At 40.7% G+C, this 22,724-nt stretch carries 20 protein-coding genes; 9 read left to right on the top strand and 11 right to left on the bottom strand.

All coding sequences use genetic code 11. The features are described from left to right. Positions 1–8: 8 nt before the first annotated feature. Both holA and PX482_RS08050 read right to left on the bottom strand, forming a co-directional pair. Positions 9–992, bottom strand: coding sequence for a DNA polymerase III subunit delta (holA, locus tag PX482_RS08055; RefSeq protein ID WP_002757047.1), 984 nt, complete (start codon positions 990–992; stop codon positions 9–11). Between the two features lie 174 nt (positions 993–1,166). After that, positions 1,167–1,322, bottom strand: a complete 156-nt coding sequence (locus PX482_RS08050; protein ID WP_221634911.1) for a WD40 repeat domain-containing protein — start codon at positions 1,320–1,322, stop codon at positions 1,167–1,169. A gap of 338 nt (positions 1,323–1,660) precedes the next feature. Here PX482_RS08050 and PX482_RS08045 point away from each other — a divergent pair, with 338 nt between their 5' ends. After that, the gene (locus PX482_RS08045; protein ID WP_288096629.1) at positions 1,661–2,575 is read left to right on the top strand and encodes a Ycf66 family protein; all 915 of its coding nucleotides are present in this window, start codon (positions 1,661–1,663) and stop codon (positions 2,573–2,575) included. A gap of 93 nt (positions 2,576–2,668) precedes the next feature. Here the strand turns inward: PX482_RS08045 and PX482_RS08040 are convergent, their stop codons facing one another. Next, a complete protein-coding gene (locus tag PX482_RS08040) occupies positions 2,669–5,995 on the bottom strand; it encodes an AAA-like domain-containing protein (protein WP_288122294.1) in 3,327 nt (1,108 codons plus the stop codon). A 114-nt stretch (positions 5,996–6,109) separates the two neighbouring features. Between PX482_RS08040 and PX482_RS08035 the strand changes: the two genes are divergently transcribed. Then, positions 6,110–6,466: a hypothetical protein gene (locus PX482_RS08035; RefSeq protein ID WP_002757053.1), complete on the top strand. Its 357-nt coding sequence runs from the start codon at positions 6,110–6,112 to the stop codon at positions 6,464–6,466. 117 nt (positions 6,467–6,583) lie between these two features. Further along, positions 6,584–6,820, top strand: a complete 237-nt coding sequence (locus PX482_RS08030; protein WP_080603301.1) for a hypothetical protein — start codon at positions 6,584–6,586, stop codon at positions 6,818–6,820. Between the two features lie 65 nt (positions 6,821–6,885). Here PX482_RS08030 and PX482_RS08025 read toward each other — a convergent pair whose 3' ends face one another. Further along, positions 6,886–7,809, bottom strand: coding sequence for a lysylphosphatidylglycerol synthase domain-containing protein (locus PX482_RS08025; RefSeq protein ID WP_288097225.1), 924 nt, complete (start codon positions 7,807–7,809; stop codon positions 6,886–6,888). A 38-nt stretch (positions 7,810–7,847) separates the two neighbouring features. Here PX482_RS08025 and PX482_RS08020 point away from each other — a divergent pair, with 38 nt between their 5' ends. Beyond that, the gene (locus PX482_RS08020) at positions 7,848–8,351 is read left to right on the top strand and encodes a hypothetical protein (RefSeq protein WP_288057231.1); all 504 of its coding nucleotides are present in this window, start codon (positions 7,848–7,850) and stop codon (positions 8,349–8,351) included. Between the two features lie 37 nt (positions 8,352–8,388). On the opposite strand, the gene patR is transcribed toward PX482_RS08020, so the two are convergent. Beyond that, positions 8,389–9,237, bottom strand: a complete 849-nt coding sequence (patR, locus tag PX482_RS08015; protein ID WP_288057230.1) for a heterocyst master regulator PatR — start codon at positions 9,235–9,237, stop codon at positions 8,389–8,391. 274 nt (positions 9,238–9,511) lie between these two features. Here patR and PX482_RS08010 point away from each other — a divergent pair, with 274 nt between their 5' ends. Further along, positions 9,512–10,342, top strand: coding sequence for a tetratricopeptide repeat protein (locus tag PX482_RS08010; protein ID WP_002757059.1), 831 nt, complete (start codon positions 9,512–9,514; stop codon positions 10,340–10,342). Here the strand turns inward: PX482_RS08010 and PX482_RS08005 are convergent, their stop codons facing one another. From PX482_RS08005 to PX482_RS07980, 6 genes are all read right to left on the bottom strand, one after another. After that, positions 10,343–11,200 carry a DNA-formamidopyrimidine glycosylase gene (locus PX482_RS08005; protein WP_288122292.1) on the bottom strand — a complete coding sequence of 286 codons (858 nt, stop codon included), beginning with the start codon at positions 11,198–11,200 and terminating at the stop codon, positions 10,343–10,345. It abuts the gene before it with no gap. 222 nt (positions 11,201–11,422) lie between these two features. Beyond that, entirely contained in the window at positions 11,423–12,766 is a 1,344-nt protein-coding gene (locus PX482_RS08000; RefSeq protein ID WP_288097229.1) for a cytochrome c biogenesis protein, read from the bottom strand. A 414-nt stretch (positions 12,767–13,180) separates the two neighbouring features. After that, positions 13,181–13,909 carry a cytochrome c biogenesis protein CcdA gene (locus tag PX482_RS07995; protein ID WP_288026001.1) on the bottom strand — a complete coding sequence of 243 codons (729 nt, stop codon included), beginning with the start codon at positions 13,907–13,909 and terminating at the stop codon, positions 13,181–13,183. A gap of 18 nt (positions 13,910–13,927) precedes the next feature. Further along, the gene (locus PX482_RS07990) at positions 13,928–14,290 is read right to left on the bottom strand and encodes a VOC family protein (protein ID WP_004158968.1); all 363 of its coding nucleotides are present in this window, start codon (positions 14,288–14,290) and stop codon (positions 13,928–13,930) included. Between the two features lie 2 nt (positions 14,291–14,292). After that, positions 14,293–15,249 carry an ABC transporter permease gene (locus PX482_RS07985; RefSeq protein ID WP_002757065.1) on the bottom strand — a complete coding sequence of 319 codons (957 nt, stop codon included), beginning with the start codon at positions 15,247–15,249 and terminating at the stop codon, positions 14,293–14,295. Further along, positions 15,250–16,983: a peptide ABC transporter substrate-binding protein gene (locus tag PX482_RS07980; protein ID WP_288122297.1), complete on the bottom strand. Its 1,734-nt coding sequence runs from the start codon at positions 16,981–16,983 to the stop codon at positions 15,250–15,252. A gap of 794 nt (positions 16,984–17,777) precedes the next feature. On the opposite strand from PX482_RS07980, the gene PX482_RS07975 reads away from it, so the two are divergent. The 4 genes from PX482_RS07975 to PX482_RS07955 all read left to right on the top strand — a co-directional run bounded on the left by PX482_RS07975 (position 17,778) and on the right by PX482_RS07955 (position 22,448). Next, positions 17,778–18,209: a hypothetical protein gene (locus tag PX482_RS07975; protein ID WP_002757072.1), complete on the top strand. Its 432-nt coding sequence runs from the start codon at positions 17,778–17,780 to the stop codon at positions 18,207–18,209. Positions 18,210–18,213: 4 nt separating this feature from the next. Continuing rightward, on the top strand, positions 18,214–18,981 hold the full coding sequence (locus PX482_RS07970; RefSeq protein WP_002757074.1) for a hypothetical protein: 768 nt from the start codon (positions 18,214–18,216) through the stop codon (positions 18,979–18,981). After that, on the top strand, positions 18,982–21,531 hold the full coding sequence (locus tag PX482_RS07965) for an AAA domain-containing protein (protein ID WP_002757076.1): 2,550 nt from the start codon (positions 18,982–18,984) through the stop codon (positions 21,529–21,531). A 635-nt stretch (positions 21,532–22,166) separates the two neighbouring features. Beyond that, positions 22,167–22,448, top strand: coding sequence for a HigA family addiction module antitoxin (locus tag PX482_RS07955; RefSeq protein ID WP_238141989.1), 282 nt, complete (start codon positions 22,167–22,169; stop codon positions 22,446–22,448). The last annotated feature ends 276 nt before the right edge of the window (positions 22,449–22,724 follow it).

Below are 22,724 nucleotides of genomic sequence, written 5' to 3'. Positions count from 1 at the left end.
CTACCTACTTAAGTCACCAATAAACAACAAAGTTCGATAATTTTGGTTTGCAAAGTTGCCAAAGGTTCTGCACCCCGCTTGAGACGATATTCTAATTCGAGAAGTATGGGCAAGGTGGCCAGAAGTTGCTTAGAAGAAAAGGATTGTATCTCTTTGCGAATGAAATACAGTCGCTTGGGATTGGCAATTTCGGCGGCGGCGGCGATATTTTTGTCGTCTTTTTCTCCTTCTTCAATTTTTAATTTCACTATTGCCCAAGTGCGAAATTGACCCCCTAGGGTGGCGGTGATACCTAGGGGGTTCTCGTTGCGATTTAATAATTCATTGACTAATTCGAGGGCCTTGCCTGTCTCCCGTTTTAAAATAGCACTGGCTAACTGTAAGCTGCTTTGATTGCTGGCATTGACTAAGCTTAAAATGTCCTTTTTGTCAATAGTTCCCGCCGAATTATTTTTAAATAAACGCAGTTTTTCTAACTCCATCCACAGCAAGCGGCTGTTATTTCCCACCGATTCAGCTAAGAGTTCGATCGCATCGGGAGTTAATTTTACTCCCACTTCTTTGGCAATTTCCCTAACTCTTTGGGCAATTTCCTCGACTTTCCAAGGCGGAATTAGTTCAAATTCTTTAACCTCCGCCTGATTTTGGATAAACTTGCTCGATTTTAAGCGGGAGTCGGGTTTTTTGGCACTGGTTAATAACAGATAGGAATTTTCGGGTAAATTGGGCAAAGTGCGCTGTAATTCCTGGAAAATATCCTCGGAACATTGTTGACAAATAACCGTATCAGCTAACCAAACTAAACGATTTCCCATGCCGAAAACTGGAGTCATCGCTTGATTGAGGGCCTCGATAATTGCCTCATTGCGATCGCCGTTGATTTTGTCATAATTAAACTGTATCCAATTGGGATCGAGAAGTTTTGCTTGCAGATTTTTCACCGCTTGGTTAATAGCAAATTCATCTTCTCCCCAATAAAATATTGTCGGCATGAGTTTCTAATTATAGCAGTTAAGTAGGTAGGTGTTAAAAGTTGTCAGACACCCCTCTGATCAAGGGGGGACTAAGGGGGAATCGGCACCCCCCTTATTAAGGGGGGCAGGGGGGATCAGAAGCGAAATTTATCTTCAATTTAATTATAACTACTTACTTATCTTGAGGTGTCACTATTGCCCATTTTGCCAAATTTTTACATTTTTGTCAGCACTACCAATAATTAAATATTTACCATCGGCACTAATTGCTAAAGATAACAGTTTGTCTGTGGGTTGATCAAGAGTTGCTAATTTTGCTTTGCTTGTTAAAGACCAAAACTTAATCATTTGATCCGAAAGCTTGTTTAATCTGATCAGCACAAGCAGCAGAGGATAAACCCAGAATTTCCTAATATTAACGCTGGCTATTCATAAACACAGGTAAAGACTATCTGACTCGATAATTTCCCAAATTAATCAAAAAATAGGCTCTTCTCGACTTTGTGTGATAATTTTTGCTTATAGAATCGTGAAATATTTACTGGGAAAGACTTTTAGGAGTATTTTGCTGAAGAAACTATCAGTATAGACCCCGTTTCCACACAGAAACCAGAAGAGCCAAAAATAGACTCGATCGACCCCAAATAACGCACAATAAAAAAGGAAATGTCAAAGGAGAATCGCAAATGTTGCCCTATATCCTAGCGGTCGTTGTGGGATTGAGTAGTCTGTACCTCCTCACCACCGCTTTTATCGCCCCCGATCGCCACCGTCAAGATGATTTTCTCTGGAGTGCGGTAGGATTATTCTATGCCCTTGTCCTCTGGTTGTGCGCGGGAAGGATTACAGGCGCTATCCTCCTCGGACAAGCTGCCGCAGCCATATTATTTATTGCTTTCGCTTGGCAAACTCTCAAACTCAGACAAGCACTTTTTTATCCCGACAAACCGGTTAAATTATTTACTATTGTCGGTTGGTTAGGCAATCGTCTGGGGAAAGTTACTCCCTCTCAATCCCCTAAAACTAAAGCTAAAGCTGAGAAAGTAGCGGCAAAAGTTAAAGAAACGGTTAAAGAAACGGTGGACCCCGTTATAGAAAAAGCGGCGGCTATCGGGGAAACTATTACAGAATCAGTGACAGAAATTGAGGAAAAAGCTCAAGAAACGGTGGACCCCGTTATAGAAAAAGCGGCGGCTATCGGGGAAACTATTACAGAATCAGTGACAGAAATTGGGGAAAAAGCCGCAGAAATTATTGATGATGATGAAACTTTCGATGATTTCGATGATTTCGATGATTTTGATTTGGCAACGGAAGAGATCAACTCTTCCGAAAATCCCCCAGAAATTCCCCCGACTGAACCTGTCGCAAATGTTGAAGTCGAAACTATTGCTGTTAGCGAAACGGTGATTATTGAAGTTACCGAGGAAGATTTGCCCCCAGAAGAAACTATCGGAGAAGATACTCCCCCAGAAACTCGATCGCCAAGCGCAGAAAATCCCCCCCCAGAGGAAGATTTGCCCCCAGAAGAAACTATCGGAGAAGATACTCCCCCAGAAACTCGATCGCCAAGCGCAGAAAATCCCCCCCCATCGGATTAAAAGTTAAGATTATTTAGCGGGTGGGTTAGGCAATAATTACTGAAGAAATTAACTAATTAATTTAACCTTTGCCCCCACCCAGTCAAACCAAGTTTAAAATGTGAATGGTTTTATTTTCCCAGTACACAGGGATAGAGCTTCTCGTTTTTCGGGACGATTTCCGAGATAATCTTCTAACCAAAGACAACCTCGATCGAGCAATTTTTGTAAATAATTATATTCCGTTTCTAAGGGCCATCGATGCTTTTGACCATCCCTAGCAATAATCACAATCTCTTGGCTATCAGGACTAAAAGTGATCCCATAGACGATATCTTCTTCTATTTTAAACTCCGAGCGCAAATTTCCGTTCCTGTCCCAGCGTCTAGCTGTACCATCCCTTGAAATAGCGGCGATTTTTTCACCATCGGGACTAAAACTAACTCCATAAACGGGAAAAGAATCAGTTTTAATCTCCTCGAAAAGATTGCCCTGTAAATCCCAAATTTTAATCTTTCCCCGAGTAGCAGTAGCAATTTTTTGATGATCGGGAGAAAACACCAAATCATAGATAATATTATCATCGGCTGTCCAGGAATTAATTAATTGAGGCCGATGATTGCTTAAATGCCAGTATTGAATTTTTCCCTCGCTTGTTCCCGTGATTATTGCTGTTCCCTCTCCATTAAAAGCAAGACTATAAATCGGTACTTGACTAGCAGTAAATTCTTGAAGCATTGTTCCTTTTTGACTCCAGATTTGTACTTTTCCATTTCTTCCTGTAATCGCTATCTGATTACTATCGGGATGAAAAGCTATACTATAGATTGAGCGCATTTTTGTGGCAAATTCTCTAATTTTTTTTCCCTGGGAATCGAGTAAAGTAATTTGACCATCTTTGTTAGCAATAGCGATAATACTGCCCTGGGAATTAATGCTAACACTGGTATTATCGGCCTGAGCTTGATTTAAATTGTTCAGCTGCCAAATTTTAGCCGTTTCATCACTCGATCCAGTTACCACCTGTTTTCCATCTTGACTAAATACAGCAGTAAAAACCGATTCTTGATGTCCTCTGAGAGTAGTTATTTCTTCCCCTTGCATTCCCCAAATTTTAGCACTACCGTCACTAGATGCAGTAATTATAAACTGTCCATCAGGACTAAAATTCACACTGTTGACAAAATCTTGATGTCCCCGGAAAGTAGCTATTAAATTTCCCTGTAAATCCCAAATTTTAGCAGTTTTATCTGCCGCTGCTCCGGCAATTTTTTGACCGTCGGGACTAAAATTAACACTATAAAAAGCCTCAATATTTTCTTGACCTAAACTCAAGATAATTTTACCTGATAAATCCCAGATTTTAATCGTACCATCCCGGGAAGCGGTGGCAATTTTTTGACCATCGGGACTAAAACTAGCTGCATCTATCGATCTTTTATGTCCCTTAAATACCTGTAAAGTTTCACCTGATAAATTCCATAATCTAGCGGTTTTATCCCTGGAAGTGGTGACAATTTTTTGACCATCGGGACTAAAACTAACACTATAAACTGATTCTTGATGGTCAGGATAGGTGACTAAATTTTGCCCTTGCAAGTTCCAAATTTTGGCGGTTTTATCTTCGGAAGCAGTGGCGATTTTTTGACCATCGGGACTAAAACTAACACTATAAACTGCTCCTTGATGACCTGTCAAAGTTTGAATATTCTCACCTTTTTGATTCCAAATTTTTACCGTCCCATCCTGAGAAGCAGTGGCAATTTTTTGACGATCAGGACTAATACTAACACTATAAATAGTTCCTCGGTGTCCTTGCAGTTGGTTTTTTTCTTGAATGCGATCTAAAATTTGTTGTAGGGTAATAATTGGACTTGTAGCAGGATATTTACTCAAGGTTTGGTCATCAGTAACGATGTTTTTTAAACTATTTACTGCTTGCATAGCCGCAATTAAAGATTCTAGTTGTTCAAATTGAAATTGCTGCCAATAACTGTCACCATTGCGCTGTAATTTAATACCTAATTTAGCGGTTTCTACTTGCTGCCACGCTTGTTTTACCTGAATAAAAGCGAAGAAAGAACCCAGGAGAGAAGCAATTAAAATTACCGAGCCAATTTGAATTCTTTTCGTAGCTTTTTGGTGAGCGATTGCTAGAATTTTATTAGCTTGCTTCTGAGTTTCTAGGCTAATTTCTGCCTCTCTTTTATCGAGATTTTGACTAGCAGTTAAAAACTGATAATCAAGATTACTTAAGCTTTTACCCTGAGACCAATCGAGGGCATTATTTAAAGCTTTTCCGCGTAAAAGCCGCGATTCATCGGTATAATTAGACTGTTGCCAAGCGGCGATTGCTTCTGAGTAGGGACGCAATTGCTCTAATTGTTTTTCCAGCCAATTGAGATTAAATATTTCTCGATAAATAGCATTATAAACTACTAATTGATTATCCTTTTTTACCACTAACCCCGATAACCTTAATTCCCCTTGTTCTGGACTATCATCGCACAGGATTGCACCTTTTTCTAAAATTTGTTGATAGATGCCTAACAAACGACCCGCTTTGTCTTGATTTCTTAACAAGCGATCGGCAATAGTTCGCAGATGAACTGGTTCATCATGAGATTCCCAATTATTAATAATTCTCTCTTTGATCAGCGTCTCAATATCTAAATTAGTTTCCCGCAATAGCTGACAGATTTTCTGGGTTAAAAATGGCTGTCCTCCCGTCCAAAAAATAATTTTTTCTAAGCAGTCGGGTTGATAATTACTTTGACTAGATAATCCCGCAGCTAGAGGAGCAATTTCGGTCAGATTAAATCCTGTTAATTCGATCGCTTGGCCGATATTAAAAGATGTTTGGGTCTTTTCGCGAATTAAATCTGCTGGGGTAGCAACACCGAATAAAGCGAAAGTAATTCTTTCATACTGGGCATTTTCCGCTCTTTGGTTATAACAATAACGAATCAGGGAAAAAAAGTCATCTAGAGAAAACTGTAAACTGAGAATTTTATCGATCTCGTCGATAAAAATATATATTTTCTCTCCCCGACAATAAACTAATAAAACTTCCTCGATAAATTGTCCCAAACGCTGCACGGGAGGTAAATCCTCTCGCTCGCGCAACCAGGATTTAAGATTAATTTTTCCCGTCAGATTAAATCCTAAAAACAAACGGGTAATCACCCCGTTATACCATTGGGATAAATTATCATTACTGCCAAGACTGGTTATATCTACGGACGCGCAATCCATGCCCAATTGCTGTAAAATATGAGTCACTCGTACCCTTAAACTGGATTTACCCATCTGACGACAGTTAAAAACGTAGCAAAATTGACCATTTTTCAACGCCGTTAACAGTTCTCGATCGGCATTTCTCTCGATATAGGTAGGATGGTTATAGGCAAGACTACCCCCGACACGATATTGATAATTCATGATTCTTAAACAAAATTATTTCAATGTCACCAACGGAAATAAAATAGACAATTGTGATGGAGATATCTATAATGCAAGGATAATCGCTATTGACAACCTATCCCCAAGGCAATTATGAAGAAAACTTTTTTCACCTCCATCGCCGTTAGTGCCACCCTCGTCAGTGGTATTGTTTTAGGTACTCTTGATGCTGGCAGTGCCTCCGCTTGTGCTTTCGCTAAAGCTAAAGGCATTTTTGGCAGCAATACCACCTTCCCTGTGGATGCTAACAAACTTATTTTAGGGGTTGCCGCCGCTACAGGAGCAATCACCGTAGCCGGTGTTTTAAGTTACCGTCGTTTTCACTCCGGGCAGCCTCCTGAAGATGCCGCCGCTAAGCTGCCGTCGGTATTTCCTATCCCCATTCCCCCCGTCGCTTTAAACGCGGCAGTGGAGGCGGAAGAAGCGGCAGAAACCAGCAAAATCTCCTAAAAATCCGCTAGATTCCCTCAAAAAAGGTGTTGGCATCCCCGCAGCTTTCCCGCTAGGCAACACCTTTTTCTGCCTAATTGTGTCCCAGTTATCAGAATTTTCAGCGATTTTTAAGTTATGTTAAAAAGTGCAACCCTACCACCAGAGGTAAAGATGGGCAACTCTACCACATTTTCCGACACCCCACTTCACAAAGATCATCACACTTGGGAGCATTTAAAACAAGCCATCGCCGCTAGTTCCGGTTTTCGGCGTTGGCAGCAAGAACAACTAGAATCAGGTAAAAATAGAGACGATGCTGATGCTCGCATTTGTTCCTATCTACGGGAAACTTTAGAAACTTTAGCCTACTAGATTGATGCTCCCCAGCTATGACTGCATGGGGACTTTTTTTGTCCGTTTAAGCTAATTTGAAGACCTTATTTTCTGCGCGCCTCGTAACCCAACAACCAGACAAAAGCGACAATTAAAGGCAGGAAATAATAAATAGCTCGATAGGCGATTAAAGAACCTAAAAGCTCGGCATTAGATACATATTCGGGGCGTAATCTCAGCATGATAAACTCAAAAACACCTATTCCCCCCGGCACGTTGCTTAATACCCCTGCCGTCATGGCAAATACATAGAGACCGAAAAATCCTAAAAACGAAGTATTGTAGCTGCCCGGGAGAAGAAGATAGAGAACTCTAGCGGCTAATATCCAATCGATAAAAGTCACCAAAATCAAAGCCAGGGAAAGAGTCCAAGAGGGTAAATAGATATTTTCTTGGCCGATTCTTATTGGTTTTTTATAGGTGAGAGTCAAGAAAAAATATCCCGTAACCAGCAATAAAAAAATTATTCCTAAAGGTTTAGTAGTTAAAAAAGGTAATTTTAAAAGTTGAGGAATCCGTTGGGGATCGAGGAGGAAACTTAAACCACCAATCCCTAACATTCCTAACCAAAAGCTTAAATGGGTAAAAGTAATAACTTTGGCAATATCCACCACCCCCACCCCCGCAGGAGTATAGAAACGATAACGGATTGCTGTCCCAGAAAATAAGGTCAAACCAATGGTATTACCAAGAGCATAACTGATAAAAGCAGTGCGGATAATAGTGCCTAAAGCTAAGGGATGCTTGATATAATAAAAACCTAGGCGATCATAACCCGTCATCGACAAATAACCCAAAGCCATCCAAAAAATAGCTTCTAGCTGACGACTTGTGGTAATATGATCCAAACTAGCCAAGAGTTGGGCAAAAGTGTAGTGTTTAAATTCTTGACTAATTGCCCAGACCGCTAGAATAAATAAACTCAAGGACAGGATAATCGGAGCAAAACGCTGGATTTTTTTATACATCTTACTTTTTACAAATTACTTTTGACTCATTAAAATTTATGAAAAGATCAAAGTTAGATTTAGCTAAACGTTTAAATCGATCCCGAAAAAGGAAATATGATAAATTCCTGACTTCCTCCTTATATTTAACAATTATTCTGGGTTTATTTTATCTACTCTACCTCAATCTTCCTTGGTCTTTTCATCTTTTTGTGCATTGGGTGACTAAAGGGGGTGATTTAGACAAAATTCCTGCCAAATTTTATGCAGAACTTAATCAATTGTGTTTGAGAGCAGATAGTGCGGGGGAAGTAAGAACGAGAAACTATACAGAACATACAGAAATCGCCGAATCTCTCGGTACATTTAGATGTACTTTAGTTAATGGTAGTCAAGAATGGTTAATAGAAGATTATAAATCTTTTAATTCTGCCGATGAAGCGATTTTAGGCACTCAGTTAGCGGTTTTTATCACCGAGATTTTAGGAACAGATTATAGTTATAACATTCGCGCTTATATTCCCAATACTAAGTATCAAATAGCTCCCAAAACCAAATCCTAGACTAGGGATGGGTGAGAAACCCATCCTTAGAAAAAAATTAGTTTTCCGATACGGGTTTTGGTCGGGAAGGCCGAGGGATAGGGGATTGTCCGGGGGTAAAAGGTCGTTTTTCTCCTTCCCCCGAGGGATGACGATTTTTATCAAAAGGCTTTTTAAAACCTCCCTTACCCATCGGTTTTTTCTTGCTGGCAAAACCGAGGTCTAAACCTTCCAAAATAGTTAAGGCATCTCCTTTAAGTTGTACCTGAAAATCCCAAAAACGACTGATCGGTTTACCAGATAAAGTACCGCGCAATTTTAGTTTAAAAAACTTGGGTTTGTCCGCTTCAGTTTTGGGCATTTGTCGGATTTTGACCACTACCGCTTGATTTTCCCGTTCGGTAAAGATGACTTCGCCTCGAATCGAGAAATAACCCGGGGTAGAAGCGAGGAGAGGCTCTATCTCCTGATCATCCTCCTTTTTCAGGGTTTCTGGTTCCCAAACACCGACAATCTGAACATGAAGGGCATCATTTTCCTGACGGGTGCGCGGATAAACCACCCAAAGATGGGGTTTTTCCAGATCGAGATGATTTTTGACCAAACTGATCACCCGACCGAGAATCACAGCATCGATCAGAGTACCATCGGCAGTTAAAATATTGCCTTTAGTTAATTGTTCCTCCGATCGCTGATAATGGCCATAGACGAGACCGATCGCCCGGTACTGCCGCAGATGACTGGGAGGGGGGATCGGTTGTTGACGTTTGACTTCTTCGGGGGTGGCTGACTCTACGGCTAAATCAGCCTCAGTATGGGGGGATTCAAGGGGGACTTCCTGAATTTCCACTTCAGGGGTCGGGGGGGTTTTCGGTGATTCGGTAAACCGATTCCCAGGACGATTCATATCACACTCCTAGCGGCGGAGACACATAGTAAATTAGTAATCAAGCAAGTCAAAAGCGCGATCTGGGGGGTTACAATAACCCTCTAGGGCGACTCTACTGGCATCTAATATATTAAGAACCATGATCTTTTGACTGTCAACCTTGTCAAAACCCTTTTGAGTCTTGACCGTTTGCCCATTGTACTCAATAAAGAGCGGCCAATTCGATCGATCCCCTCATCAAATCTCCAGATTTCCATAACATTTTCCTCTCTGTCCCCTCGCACCCCAGTCTATGAAAGCCTCTCTCTCTCACCGTCGTTGGCTGTCCATCGGTCTCGTCCTCATGTTATTTGCCTTGTTGTCCTTCTCGATCATGCCGCTATTGACTTCTATTCTCAAAAGTCAGCACTCCTCGGGCCAGAGTCATCTGTCCGCAGTCAAACAAGAGGAATTAGCCAGTCAAGCACTGGGTTATCAGATGGTTTTAGAGCGTGAACCCGATAATCAGGCGGCTTTGCGGGGATTATTAGATACTCGCTTACAGCAGGGCGATTTAAAGCAAGCGATCGAACCTTTAGAAAAATTAGCGCAACTTAACCCCCAACAATCCGATTATCTGCTACTTTTGGCGGAAGCGAAACAGCAAATAGAGGACTATGCAGGAGCCACAGGCAGTTATCGCGCTCTTTTAGCCTCCCATCCCCAAGAGCTGCGGGCCTTAACTGGATTAACTAATTTATTTCTTAGCCAAAACCGCCCGATCGAGGCGATTAGTCTGGTCAAAGACACGCTCGATCGCGCTTTAAAAGCTGCTGCCGATCCCAATAATCCTGCTAGTTTAATCGATATCGTTTCCGTTCAGTTACTTTTAGGCAAAATCTATTTCGAGCAGCAAAATTATCCGGAAGCTTTAAACGCCTATAAACAAGCTCAACAGATGGATGTTAACGATTTCCGACCGATTTTGGCAGCGGCGATCGTACTGAAAGAACAGGGCAAAAATCAAGAGGCTCAACCCCTCTTTCAAGATGCTCTCAGTCGCGCTCCTTTTGCTTACAGACAGGAGATTCAGACCCTAGCCGACGAAAATAACAAAATTGAAGCCACAGCCCCTAATCAGTGATCAGCTTTTTCTCCCTTCTCCCCTTGAGACTTGACATTGGGGACAAAAATGAGCCGAGCGCCCACTTAATTTAATTCTGGCAATAGTTGCACCGCAAAGGCGACAATTTTCGCCATTACGACCGTAAACCCAGGCCATCGCCCCATAATTGCCATTAACTCCCGTAACGTGGAGAAAATCGCTAAAACTGGTTCCGCCTTCAGCGATCGCCGTTTCCAATACAGAAATAATGTTTTTTGTCAATAAGTCTATTTGCTCAATTTTCAAGAGATTAGCGGCAGTTTGGGGATGGATGCCACTTTTAAAAAGAACTTCATCTGCGTAGATATTGCCAATTCCTGCGACTACATTTTGAGCGAGGAGAAAAGTTTTAATCGGACGACGACTTTTTTGACAGTGACTATAGAGGTAATCGGGGGTAAAATTGCGATCAAAGGGTTCCAATCCCAGTTTTTTGAGACCGGTAATCACAGTTTCTGGGGTTTTATCGGCGGCAATCCACCAAATTTTCCCGAAAGTGCGGGTATCGACGAAGCGCAATTCTTGCTGATTGGCAAAAAAGAAGCGTAAGCGCGTATGAATCGGCAGGGGAGTGGTATCTTTTACCCAGAGCAATTGTCCGGTCATACGCAGATGAACCCCGATACTGCTACCATTATCTAAATTGGCGAGGAGATATTTGCCTCGGCGCTGCCAATTGGTAATCGTAGTCTGAGCAATTCCTTGCAGAAAAGTTGCCTCACAATTAGGATAGGCTAGGGTACGCTGTAATAATACTTCCCCACCGATAATTTTTTTGCCCTGGGTAACTTGATTTAATCCGCGACGCACCGTTTCTACTTCTGGCAATTCTGGCATATAAGTAATTGAACAAAATTAAGTTCTTGGTTAGGGTAGGCAAAAGGCAGAAGATAGATAAACAGAACTTTTTAAGTAAGTGATTCTAATTAAATATAAGATAGATTTTGCCTCTGATCCCCCCTGCCCCCCTTGATAAGGGGGGTGCCGATAGGTGGGGGGATCAGAAAATTTTTAACACCTACCTACTGATCGGGAAACGACACCAAATTAACATCAATTCTACTTTAACTTTAACATTTCGATAGTATCAATTATTTCCCGTTCAAAACTGACTTGAGCGCGATTAGTTTTACCACCAATATAAAAGCGATCGCCCGATTGTAAAGCCCAAATTTGCGAATGGGAAAAGTAACTCATTACCACTCCCATCATCAATAAAGCAAAACCTAAATAGACGATAGGTACTCCCGGATCTGCCTTAATTTGTAACCCTGTACTGCCCACTAATTCGACTATTTTTAGATTAACTCCATTGATAGGAATCGTCATTCCTTCTCGTACAGCAGAGGTTAAATCTCCCTTAGCATCATAGACGATTACCGTACCTTGTAAATCTCTGGTTAAAAGAGAAACTCCCTCACTAAGATCGGTTTTAGTCGGAATCCACGTTCCCCAGATTTGTCCATTACCTTTGGTGTCTAAACTAGCCATCGGTAGCTGTAGGATCGGACTATTATTCACCTGTACTTTTACCCCAGCAATTCCCCAACTGGTTTGATAAAAAGTCACCCCTTTATGGTGCAAAGGTTGGTTAACTTGAATAGTTTTGCGATCGATCTCCTGTCCTTGATTATCGATCACCGACAAATCAGAATAAAATTGTTCTATATCACCTTTAGGACTATAATCAATCCAAAAACGATTAACTTTAATCCCCCAATCCTTAGGGAGAGAATTTTTAGATAAGGGTCCAGCTTCAATAATATTTTTAACCTGAAAACTATCGCCACTAGCTACCATTTCTTGAGCGAAAAACCCGGTTAACGCTCCCCAGATCGCTCCTGCTAAAATAATTAACATGGCTGCATGAACGATAATCGGACCGATTTTACCAATCAGACCTTTACGAGCATAAAGACTGTTATTTTCTAGAAAAACTTTGTAGCCTTTTTTTTCTAACAAGGGGGTGAGGGATTCTAGGGAACCGGTTTCTAATTCAGCACTTAAAGCTAGTTTTTGAAATTGGCGAGATTGTTGATAAAATTGCCATTTTCTGGCCGCTTTTAAAGCAGGTAATTGTCGTCGGAAGGTACAAGCGGTTAAACTGGAACCGAAGAGAATTAATAATGATAGATACCACCAAGTGCTATAAACATGATTTAATCCCATTATTAATAAAACTTTCCAAGTCAGAAACCCAAATAAAGCGGGTTTCTCAGGATAATTAACTTGGTAGAAAGATAGAGATTGACCCTGTTCTATTACCGTCCCAGAAATGCTAAAAATAGCGATTAAAAGTAAGAGGATAATTGCCAATCGCAGATCGGCAATAGTCTGGATAAATTTACGTCCCCATTGAGGCGGTGTATTCTTTAAATTTGAGGAAGTTTCCGATATAGTCATAGGACCTCTTGTAAAAATCAAAAATTGTTGTTAGGGTTAGGAGTCAGGAGTCAGGAGAATTAAGAATGAATAATAATCAATTAGGCTGTATCTCACATTTGCAGAAATACCGATAACCAGCAATTATCAGTGATGCTTAAATTATCACAGATCTATCAGCAGCTGTCTGTAAGCATCCCACCCAAAAGCTAATGCGCTCCGGGGTTTGGGGGGTAGAACCCCCCAAAAGCTGGGATTGAGTGATAAAATCGGAAGTAATGACCAATTTTAGAAGATAGTTTACCTTGAAAAATCCCAACTCAGCAGATTTACAAAAATGAGCAGTTTTTAAACCCTCAAAAATTAATTATACAAGAGGTTCTATAGTTAAAAGTTGGGCCATTTTAGCCAATTATCCCTTGTAACTCTCCACCATCACAGCAGACGGGATAATAAAGAAAAAACTCCGAAACCGATTAATAAAACCCCACTGACGGGATTAATCCACCCGGACCATTGACGCAGGGAAAGAAAGCTTTTCAGCGAGGCAGTAAAAGAACCGACGATAATTAGGGGTAAAACATAGCCAGCAGTGTAGGATAACAATAATCCCCCTCCTAAGCTTAAATCTCCCGTATTGGCCACCCATGCCAATAGAGTTGCCAGAACTGGTGTACTACACGGAGAGGCGATTAAACCAAATGTTAAACCGAGAAGATAGGACCGCAAAATCGGGGGAAAATCGCCGGTAATCCAATCGGTAGAGCCAAGGGAGGGGAAGCGCAGGGGTAATAATTCCAAGAGGTTTAACCCCATGAAAATAGCGATCGCACTGACGATAATTGGTAAACCGATCCCCACCTGTCCATAGACTTTTCCTAAAGTAGCGGCAATTAGTCCCAATCCCGCTAAGGTGGTGGCTAATCCCAGGGAAAACCATGTGGACTGCCAAAAAGCCGCTAAACGACCTTGATTTTCGTAACCCCCGATATAAGCGACGGTAATCGGCAACATCGACAGCATACAGGGGGTAAGACTGGTGAGTAAACCGGCTAGAAAAATCACGGCAATACTGACAAAACTAAGGTGAGTTAGTTGGGAAGTCACTAAGCGATCGGCGTATTGTTCAAGGTGATAGAGTTGAGTCTGTAATTGGTCTAACATATCGGGGAATTTTTCAGGCTAAATTTGGCTCATTTCTAGGATATTACCATCGGGATCACTGACAAATAAGGCCTTTCTACCCGAGGCACTCATTTGAATTGTATAACCTTGACTTTCTAGATAGTTACCCATGGCCGCCACGTCATCAATAGCGAAGGCAATATGAGGATTGCGTCCCCATTTTTGGGGATTGGGACGGTAGTTTTGATAATTGGTATCGACAATTAAATGAATTTGATAATCTCCCACTTGATACCAAACCCCATCGTATTGAAAAGGGCGATCAATTCTAGTCAATCCTAGAACATTTTCGTAAAAGTTAACGGCTTTTTCTAGATCGGTGACTAAAATCCCCGTGTGTAAGGATCGCATGATGTTCATAGTTAATATCTGACTCGCGGATCGAGCCAACTATAGGTTAAATCGGCAATTAAGTTAAAGATAACAATTAAAATCCCATAGATAAAGGTAATCGCCATCACTACGGGGGTATCACTGCGGGAAATAGAATCAATTAATAAAGCACCGATACCCGGCACACGAAACACTTGTTCTGTGACTAAAGCTCCAGTAAAAATTGAGGGAATATCAAGAGCAATCAGGGTGACAACGGGAATTAAAGCATTGCGAACTATATGCTTAGTGAGGACAGAAAAATTAGTTAGTCCCTTGGCTAAGGCAGTTTTAACGTACTCTTGGTGAATTTCTTCGGTTACGGAAGAACGCACGAAACGCATCAACATCGCCCCTTGATATAAGCTTAATACAGTTACGGGCATAATTGACTGTTTAACCTGCTCGATCAAACTATTAAAATCGCTAATTTCTAGGGTACTGTTATAAAAAGATGGTAGCCAGTTTAACTGCACACTAAAGATAATAATTAATAATAATCCCGTCACAAAGGTGGGTAAAGAAAAGCCAAGCATCGAAAAAGTAGAGATGATTTTGTCTAACCAAGAATAGCGCTTGACTGCTGAAATTACGCCCAAAGGAAAAGCGATTAAAACCCCGAAAATATAGGCAATACCGACAATCCAGAGAGTTGTGGGTAAACGCTGCCAAATGAGGGTAAAAACCGGGCTGCGACTGGTGAAAGAATAGCCCATATCTCCTTGAAGAAATGCTAACAACCACTTGACATAACGCACGGGAAGCGGTTGATCTAATCCGAGACTTTTGCGAATATTTTCTCGCACCGCTTCGGTGATAGCGGGATTAGCTGCAAATTCCCCCATCGGATCCCCCGGCGCTAGGGCCAAAATGCCAAAAACCACCATACTAATAGCTAAAAGAGTGGGAATCGAAAATAATAATCTTATCAGAAAATATTTGAGCATTTATTTACTACGCTTCCAGTCCTTGATGTTCCAAGTATTTCTATCCCAGGGAGTTAATTCAAACCCCGACAAACTATTGCTAATTGCCACCACATCGGCACGATGAACTAGGGGAATAATCACAAAATCATTAATTAACATATCATTCATTTTAATCGCTATTTCTCGCCGTTTTTCTGGGTTTAATTCTTGACTAAAAGCTTGCCATAATTTATCGTATTCAGGATTACAATAACGAGCATAATTATCACCGGCCCAACCATCAGCTTTTTGGGGAATTTCGCTACAGGTAAAGGTTTTAAAATAGGCTTTCGGATCGGGACTATTATTACCGGTAGTGTACATTTGTAGGTCAGCATAAAACTTTTCTACCGTGTCATCGTTAGCAGGATCGCTAGAAAAGAAAATACTGGCATCAACAGTTTTTAATTCTACTCCTATCCCGATCGCTTGTAAACTTTGTTTGATAATTTCTTGGGTTTTCTGACGGAGAGGATTGACGGTAGTTTGAAAAACTAATTTCATTTCTACCCCATTTTTATCCCTAGTGCCATCACCATTACTATCTTTCCATCCCGCATCATCTAGTAATTTCTTAGCCTTTTCTAGATTAAATTCATAGCTAGTATTGGGAGAATTATATTCCGATGGCATCACGATAAAATTGGGAGTTGTTTTCCCAGTAATACCATAAAGCTGCGTGGCAATAGTATCTCTATCAACGGCTAAAGATAAAGCTTCTCTTACTTTTACATCACTCAAAAAAGGATGGGGAAACTTAATACTAGACCTCTCACCTTCAGGAGTAGCTTGATTAGGATCGCTCAGATTAAATAAAACTCGTTCAATCAAAGAACCGAAACTAGATATTAACTGACCCCGACCCGCTTTTTCTAAATCACTTAAAACCTTAGCCTCTACTTGCAAATTATAGGCATAATCCGCCTCCTGTGTCTGTAAAACCGCTCGTGCCGCAGAAGTTGCATCACCTCCTCCTTTTAATTCTATTCTTTGAAAACCTAATTTATCCGCTTCTCGAAAAAAAGAATTTGGTTCATAAACCGCCGTATCTCCCGGTTTAAATTCTACCACTTTATAGGGGCCAGTTCCCACCGGTAATAAATTAGCAGGGGCCTGGCGTGCCGTTTCATTGCTATACTTTTCATAGAGATGTGCTGGTAAAATCATCCCTTCTGTCCCCACAAAAACTAATGACCAAGCGGGATTAACTTGCTTAAAAGTTATTTTAACTGTATGGGGATCGATCGCTTCCACACTTTTAACTATTTCATAATTGCCAGCGCTAGTAGAACCGGTTTTCGGATTGGTGATAAAATTATAGGTAGCGATGACATCTTTGGCAGTAAAAGGAGTACCATCTGACCATTTAATATCTTTTTTTAGCTTCCATGTCACCGATTTACCATCCCGGGCAACTTCCCCATTTTCAATAGTAGGAATTTCTGCCGCTAAAAAAGGAACTAATTCCCCTTTTTCATCGAAACTAGCCAAAGGTTCTAAGGTAATGCGACTCGCTTCTGAGTCTTTAAATCCCGTGGAGAGATGGGGATTTAAAATCGTCGGTGCTTGCCAATACAAAAGTTTTAAAGTTTCTGAATTATTATTGGTCGTTGCTGGGGGATTATTAGCTGTTTGTTGACGACAAGCACTAAAAAGCAGCGTACAACTAAGGGATAAAATTAACAGGGGCAAGAAAAGCGATCGCTTAAACATTTTTAGTGACAATCAATAATTCAACAGGGTGACTTAGGTGATTCCCTACCCCACCAATAACAAGTTATCAGACATTGAGTCTTGATCTCGATCGATTAATTGATTATTTGCCTTTATCCATTCCTAGTCAAGTTAAATCGATCATGCTATGGTAGCGATGCTGTACTAGACAATAAAATTCTAGGCACGGCGACGAAATGGGTTCTTTGGTTTGTGTTATGCAATGTACGGGGGTTATAAGGGATGGAACCCTTATAGAGAAAGACGTTTGGCGATTTTTGTCAATTGTTTTTGATCTAGAGCGAACTAATCAATTAAATCTCTTGCCAGATAAGGATTTAGTCGATTTATGCCACCCTATCGAACCATAACAAGTAACGAAGAGCCAGAAAATCTGTATTTGGGGTGTTGTATGGAAAAAATCCGTCTAGTATATAATTATTGTGATGGCCATCGCCGTAGGGTGCGTTCCCCAATGTGGCTCCTACTGCTCCACTAGCAGTAGGCTAATCTGGCTAACACGCTTTTGGGCGTGATATACGGAAAAGTTCTGGAGATCGCGCCTAAATGGGGTGATATGCCGAAAGTTGACCCATATCATTACTTTCAGGAGTGTTATACAGAAAATTTCCGTATAATCAATAGTTAGCCCGCAAGGTTATCTGTGAGGCAGTAGTTTAGGGGCTACCTGTCGGCGTTAAGCATCAAGCTACGGTAAAGTCATCGGCAAGTGCCTCTCACAACAGTTTTTGTTATCCTGTGCTAAGGATCGTTTTACCCAAAGAGTCTCAAAGATGGAACTAGCCTTGGTAATTTTCTCAGCCGTATCAGCAATCTCAACTGCAATTCTTGCATTTATTCTTTTGCAAATACAGAAAAGTCTAAACACTAACGCTAAGAAACGGACTGAATCTGATTCAGATATCTACAAACAGCTTGAACGTCTAATACAAAGAAATCAAGCTATAGAGCAAAAGTTAGTTGAACTAATTGATGCTCAAAGCAAATCTATCGACAAAGTATATGAACTTTTACGTGGGAGTGGAGACCTACAAATTGGGAGACTCCAGGCAATTATTGATACGCTTGAGATACTAAAGAAAAATATTTCTAGTTTATATGAACTCCTACGTGGAGGTGGGGATCTGCAAGTAGGGAAACTTCAAACGGTTGCAGATAAGCTTGAAGCGCTGAAAAACAGCTTGGAAGAATCAGTTAGATTTTAAAAATATGGATTCCAAACACTCAGAAGAATCATCCGAGGTAGTTCATGCGTACTTATCTTATCTTCAAGAAATGAGTCGCAAAATTAGCCTGCGTACTGGGATGGAAAACACTCTTTATGGAAAAACTAAGAAAAGCCCTCACTACTATCGACCCTTTGAAGATGCAGATGTAGATTCTCAGTATTTGCGTGATGTCAGAAATTATCTTGAAAAGGAAAGTGATCGCCAACTTTTCCTGGGAAATGGCTTGATCGCTGGTTCATTCAAGAAGAAGCAAGTCAAGAAGTATGTTGCCGCACCATTAATTTATTTCCTCGTCAAAACTGATCTAGATGAAAACGGCAGGTCATTGACTTATAGCATTGAATTGGATTCGGTGAGTCTAAATTATGACTTAATTACTCTGGTTTTAGAGCAAGATCTTGATGAAGAAGAAGATGAGGGAATGGGATTTCAGAGTGCAGGTGTTGATGCCAACAAGCTTGAAGTTCTAGAAGATATAGAAAATAGTTTAGAGGATATTCTCAGGCATGAGAGTGTAAAATTGACGACTAATTCATTAGCAGACCAAACTTTTCGACGAATCCATGAAAAAATCCCTGAGTTCAATCAAATACACCCTTCAACGGAAGACTTCACTCTTCAGAAGCTAGAGAAGCTAGGTACTGTAGAGTTGACCTTCTACAATCATCGATTTTTTTATGTTGCTAGCTCACCTGGGCAACTATCAACTTATACAGCACTACGAAAACTGATTTCAGAGGTTAGCTAAATGCCATTTCAAAATCAAGTTCTGAAAAAGCTATTTAAAGGAATTTTGCAGAATGAATCTGTTGAATTTAATAGCGATTTAACCGAATGTTTATCAATTGATAAGGCAGTTGCCTATTTGCCACTACCTCTTTCTGATCGCCAAAAGGATGCTCTATACAATGCTTGGCGGCGTGAAATTTCCTATATCCAGGGACCTCCTGGTACGGGGAAGTCTTACACTATCGTAGCAATAATGATTTCAGCCTTACTGCTAAACAAAAAAGTATTATTTGTTTCTCAAAAAAAGGCTGCTATTGATGTCGTTCGTAGAAAATTAGAAGATTTTTTGGGTAAAAACACCGTCATTTACGTAGGCTCTGAAAGCCAAGAACGTAAGCAGCTTCAAGCTTATATTGAAGCAAAATCTTCGGGAGTTAATGCACATAATTTACTTAGTCATATTTCTAAGCAGAAACAAGAACTTGATTCCTTGCATCAAGAAATTATAGATCTAGATCAAGGGCTTGCAAAGCACAGAGATCAATTGAAAAGAGCTTTAGATACAGAAAATGAATTCTATCGGGCGAACGATCTATATCTAAAAGAAAGAAATCATTTTGCTGATATCTTTGACCGAAACTACACAAAGCAACTTGATTTAAGAGAGGAAGAAATTCATGAATCAGGTAAAGATTGGTTCATAAAAAATATTGATAAACTTCAAAAAAAACTCTCATCAGGGAATCTTAAGCGTAAAGATTTTATTTATATAAGACGCTTCTACAAGCAGTGTGTTGATGGACTAAAAGCTGACAAGACTAGATTTTCAAGAAATGAACTCGGTCAAATTCCTCTATATCTAGAATTGCTCTTTAAAGTGAATAGTTCTTATACCGAATCTGTATCTATTCGACGTAGAATTAATCCTAGTTTAAGTCAAATAAGGAAAGTGATTCAGCAGCAAGAGCAAGTCTTGCTAGATAAAAAGAGACAATATATTAAGCAGCTAATTGAATATCAATTTACCAGAAACTTACAACAGAATCAAAATGTCACTGATGCATTTCGGAAGCTTCTAAGGTGGACAAATCAAACTAGAGTCTTGGAAGCCATGAGTAGGATTGACTACAACAGACTTACCAGTGTTTTCCCGCTTTGGGCTGGTGAAATTAAGGATATTGGTCAATTTCTACCTTTTCAAAATGAAATCTTTGATCTCGTCATTGTTGATGAGGCTTCTCAAGTCAATATTGCAGAAATAATACCTGCTTTTTATAGAGGTAGAAGCTTTTGTGTGGTAGGAGACGATAAGCAACTTGGCTTAAATGCAGCAGGTTTATTCTCACTGAATAGAAAGTTTGAAAGACTTATTTGGAACCATTGCTTTGCAGGATTGAATCAGGTTATTTCCTATGAAAAAGCAGAAGGAAAGGATCTAATTGTAAGCAAATCTTCAATTCTTGATTTTATTATAAATCAAGATAATTACTTTACCATTCCAAAAGTGACTCTCAATGAACACTTTCGTTCTATGCCTCAACTAGCTAGATTTACAAGCAAAACCTTTTACGACGATAGCCTATTAATTATGACAGAGGTAGGTAAAAACGTTAATAAGTCTTGCTTTGAGGCAGTTGAGGTTGGTGGTCAAAGAGAATTGACTACAAAATTTGTTCCTGAAGAAATTGAAGAACTCATCAACAAGCTCAGTGGCTTGATCCGTCAAAATAGCTACCTACAAGAACCATTGAGTCATCATGGCTTTACGATTAGAAATAAACCAACAATTGGGGTTTTGTCGTTCTTAACTCAGCAAAGAAATGCCATTAGAGAACGACTTCAAGAAAAATTTTCTGATGATGAATGGAAAGATTATCAATTGTTTGTTGGCACACCTGAAGAGTTTCAGGGAAATGAAAAGAACATAATAATTATAACTCTAGGGCTTGATGGAACTAACAATAGATGGGCAAAAGGTCACTATGAAAACCCTAATCGGTTTAATGTAGCAACCAGTCGCGCTGTAAATTATACCTATCTTATCTATGGCGGAATACCTAAAACTGCTCATTTACTAAAGGAGTATTTGCAGAATTTCGGTTATCCAGTTAATGAAGGTAGCTTGGTAGAACCCGTTCAACAACAAACAGTTTTAGACAACAGGCTCAGTTGGAGATTTGATGAATCAAAAGTTGAATCTGAATTTGAGTTTAAGGTACTAGAGTACCTCAAAGAATTTGTTCAGAGTCATGGCTCTGAATCATTGAAAATTTATAATCAGGTTGAGAGTTGTAGCAAACGACTGGATTTTGTTATCTTTAACTCTCTAAACGAGGAATGTTGTGCAATAGAAGTTGATGGTGTACATCACTTTGCTGAAGGTGGCTACACCTACTCCGAAAGTCATCTCTCACGGATTGATATCCTTCAACGGGCTGGTTGGAAGATTGTTCACGTTCCTTATCATAAGTGGTACAGCAAGGGTTGGCTGTGTGATAGAGATGAGCCTGATTTTCTCGATACAGTTTCAGATCTGTATCGGCAGCTTAAATCAGTTTTGGCGATCTAGATCTAGTCTGCCTCTAGACTCATCGCGTGGTGCCGAAAGCGGGCTAACAACGCGCTGGAGCGGACGGACGGGAGATATTGGGGGTGATGCCGAGGCTATCTGCCGCCGCTCAGATCAACCGTTAGACTGCTCCCACTGTCAGTATGATGGCCATCGCTGTAGGGTGCGTTCCCTAATGTGGCTCCTACTGCTCCACTAGCAGTAGGCTAATCTGGATAACACGCTTTTGGGCGTGATATACGGAAAGTTTCCGTGTAATTAATAGTCCAGTAGGGTGCGTTAGACGGCGACAATCTCTGCTCTTACTTAGGACTAGCAATCCGTCGTAACGCACTACCCACGAGATATATTAAAAATAGCCTCGTAGGTTGGGTTGAGCGAAACAATACTGAGGCGAAAATAGCTTAATTCGCTTGAAAAAGCGAAACCCAACCACCCCAAAGGTTACTCTTTGTTGGGTTTCCTTGCGTCAACCCAACCTACAATAATTGCTTACCCGGATTGGTACTTCATGAACTGGCAGGGCAACGTAAAGGAACCTGGACGGTGAGAGTATCTGGAAACTGGCGGATCACTTTCACCTTTGACGGTGTTGATGCTTGTGATGTCGATCTTGAGGACTACCACTGATGAAAATGCATAATCCACCACATCCTGGTGAAGTTCTTAAAGAACTTTGTCTCGAACCTTTGAATCTGACTGTGACTGAGGCTGCTGAAGCATTGGGTGTAAGTCGAAAAACCCTATCTGCCATCTTAAATGGTAGGGCAGGTATTAGCCCCGAAATGGCAATTCGCTTAGGGAAAGCTTTCGATACATCTCCTGAAAGTTGGCTCAATCAGCAAATGCAATACGATCTATGGCAAGCAGAGCAGACAATTGGCAATATCAAAGTCAAACGGCTATCAGTTGTCTAACCAGGGTTTGCAGCCGACGGACTCAACACCCCAGTGCGATGCCGAAGTCACTGCATAGCAGATCGCCGATCGCGTAGGGTGCGTTCCCTAATGCAACTTCTACTGCTCCACCAATAGATTTTTGGGGAACGCACCATGCTAGAGGATTATAAAAATATTTGCCGTCGCACTCCAACCCATCGCGGCTGAGTTCAACCGTTATCGAGAAAAATAGTTAAATCCCGTCAAATTCCCCTAAAACTTTCTCCGCTGGTTCTAATCAGAGGGACCAGCGAT

Origin of the sequence: Microcystis sp. M53602_WE12 (assembly GCF_030065455.1) — a bacterium.
In the GTDB taxonomy this organism is placed as follows: Bacteria; Cyanobacteriota; Cyanobacteriia; order Cyanobacteriales; family Microcystaceae; genus Microcystis; species Microcystis aeruginosa.
This window is presented reverse-complemented; position numbering and strand designations above follow the sequence as displayed.

Coding starts and splice junctions, on each gene's coding strand:
- PX482_RS08030 (WP_080603301.1), top strand. CDS start 6,584: ATGTTAAAAAGTGCAACCCTACCACCAGAGGTAAAGATGGGCAACTCT.
- PX482_RS07955 (WP_238141989.1), top strand. CDS start 22,167: ATGCATAATCCACCACATCCTGGTGAAGTTCTTAAAGAACTTTGTCTC.
- PX482_RS08000 (WP_288097229.1), bottom strand. CDS start 12,766: ATGACTATATCGGAAACTTCCTCAAATTTAAAGAATACACCGCCTCAA.
- PX482_RS07965 (WP_002757076.1), top strand. CDS start 18,982: ATGCCATTTCAAAATCAAGTTCTGAAAAAGCTATTTAAAGGAATTTTG.
- PX482_RS08050 (WP_221634911.1), bottom strand. CDS start 1,322: ATGATTAAGTTTTGGTCTTTAACAAGCAAAGCAAAATTAGCAACTCTT.
- PX482_RS07995 (WP_288026001.1), bottom strand. CDS start 13,909: ATGTTAGACCAATTACAGACTCAACTCTATCACCTTGAACAATACGCC.
- PX482_RS08035 (WP_002757053.1), top strand. CDS start 6,110: ATGAAGAAAACTTTTTTCACCTCCATCGCCGTTAGTGCCACCCTCGTC.
- holA (WP_002757047.1), bottom strand. CDS start 992: ATGCCGACAATATTTTATTGGGGAGAAGATGAATTTGCTATTAACCAA.
- PX482_RS07980 (WP_288122297.1), bottom strand. CDS start 16,983: ATGTTTAAGCGATCGCTTTTCTTGCCCCTGTTAATTTTATCCCTTAGT.
- PX482_RS08040 (WP_288122294.1), bottom strand. CDS start 5,995: ATGAATTATCAATATCGTGTCGGGGGTAGTCTTGCCTATAACCATCCT.
- PX482_RS08010 (WP_002757059.1), top strand. CDS start 9,512: ATGAAAGCCTCTCTCTCTCACCGTCGTTGGCTGTCCATCGGTCTCGTC.
- PX482_RS08005 (WP_288122292.1), bottom strand. CDS start 11,200: ATGCCAGAATTGCCAGAAGTAGAAACGGTGCGTCGCGGATTAAATCAA.
- PX482_RS07970 (WP_002757074.1), top strand. CDS start 18,214: ATGGATTCCAAACACTCAGAAGAATCATCCGAGGTAGTTCATGCGTAC.
- PX482_RS08045 (WP_288096629.1), top strand. CDS start 1,661: ATGTTGCCCTATATCCTAGCGGTCGTTGTGGGATTGAGTAGTCTGTAC.
- PX482_RS07990 (WP_004158968.1), bottom strand. CDS start 14,290: ATGAACATCATGCGATCCTTACACACGGGGATTTTAGTCACCGATCTA.
- PX482_RS07985 (WP_002757065.1), bottom strand. CDS start 15,249: ATGCTCAAATATTTTCTGATAAGATTATTATTTTCGATTCCCACTCTT.
- PX482_RS08025 (WP_288097225.1), bottom strand. CDS start 7,809: ATGTATAAAAAAATCCAGCGTTTTGCTCCGATTATCCTGTCCTTGAGT.
- patR (WP_288057230.1), bottom strand. CDS start 9,237: ATGAATCGTCCTGGGAATCGGTTTACCGAATCACCGAAAACCCCCCCG.
- PX482_RS07975 (WP_002757072.1), top strand. CDS start 17,778: ATGGAACTAGCCTTGGTAATTTTCTCAGCCGTATCAGCAATCTCAACT.
- PX482_RS08020 (WP_288057231.1), top strand. CDS start 7,848: ATGAAAAGATCAAAGTTAGATTTAGCTAAACGTTTAAATCGATCCCGA.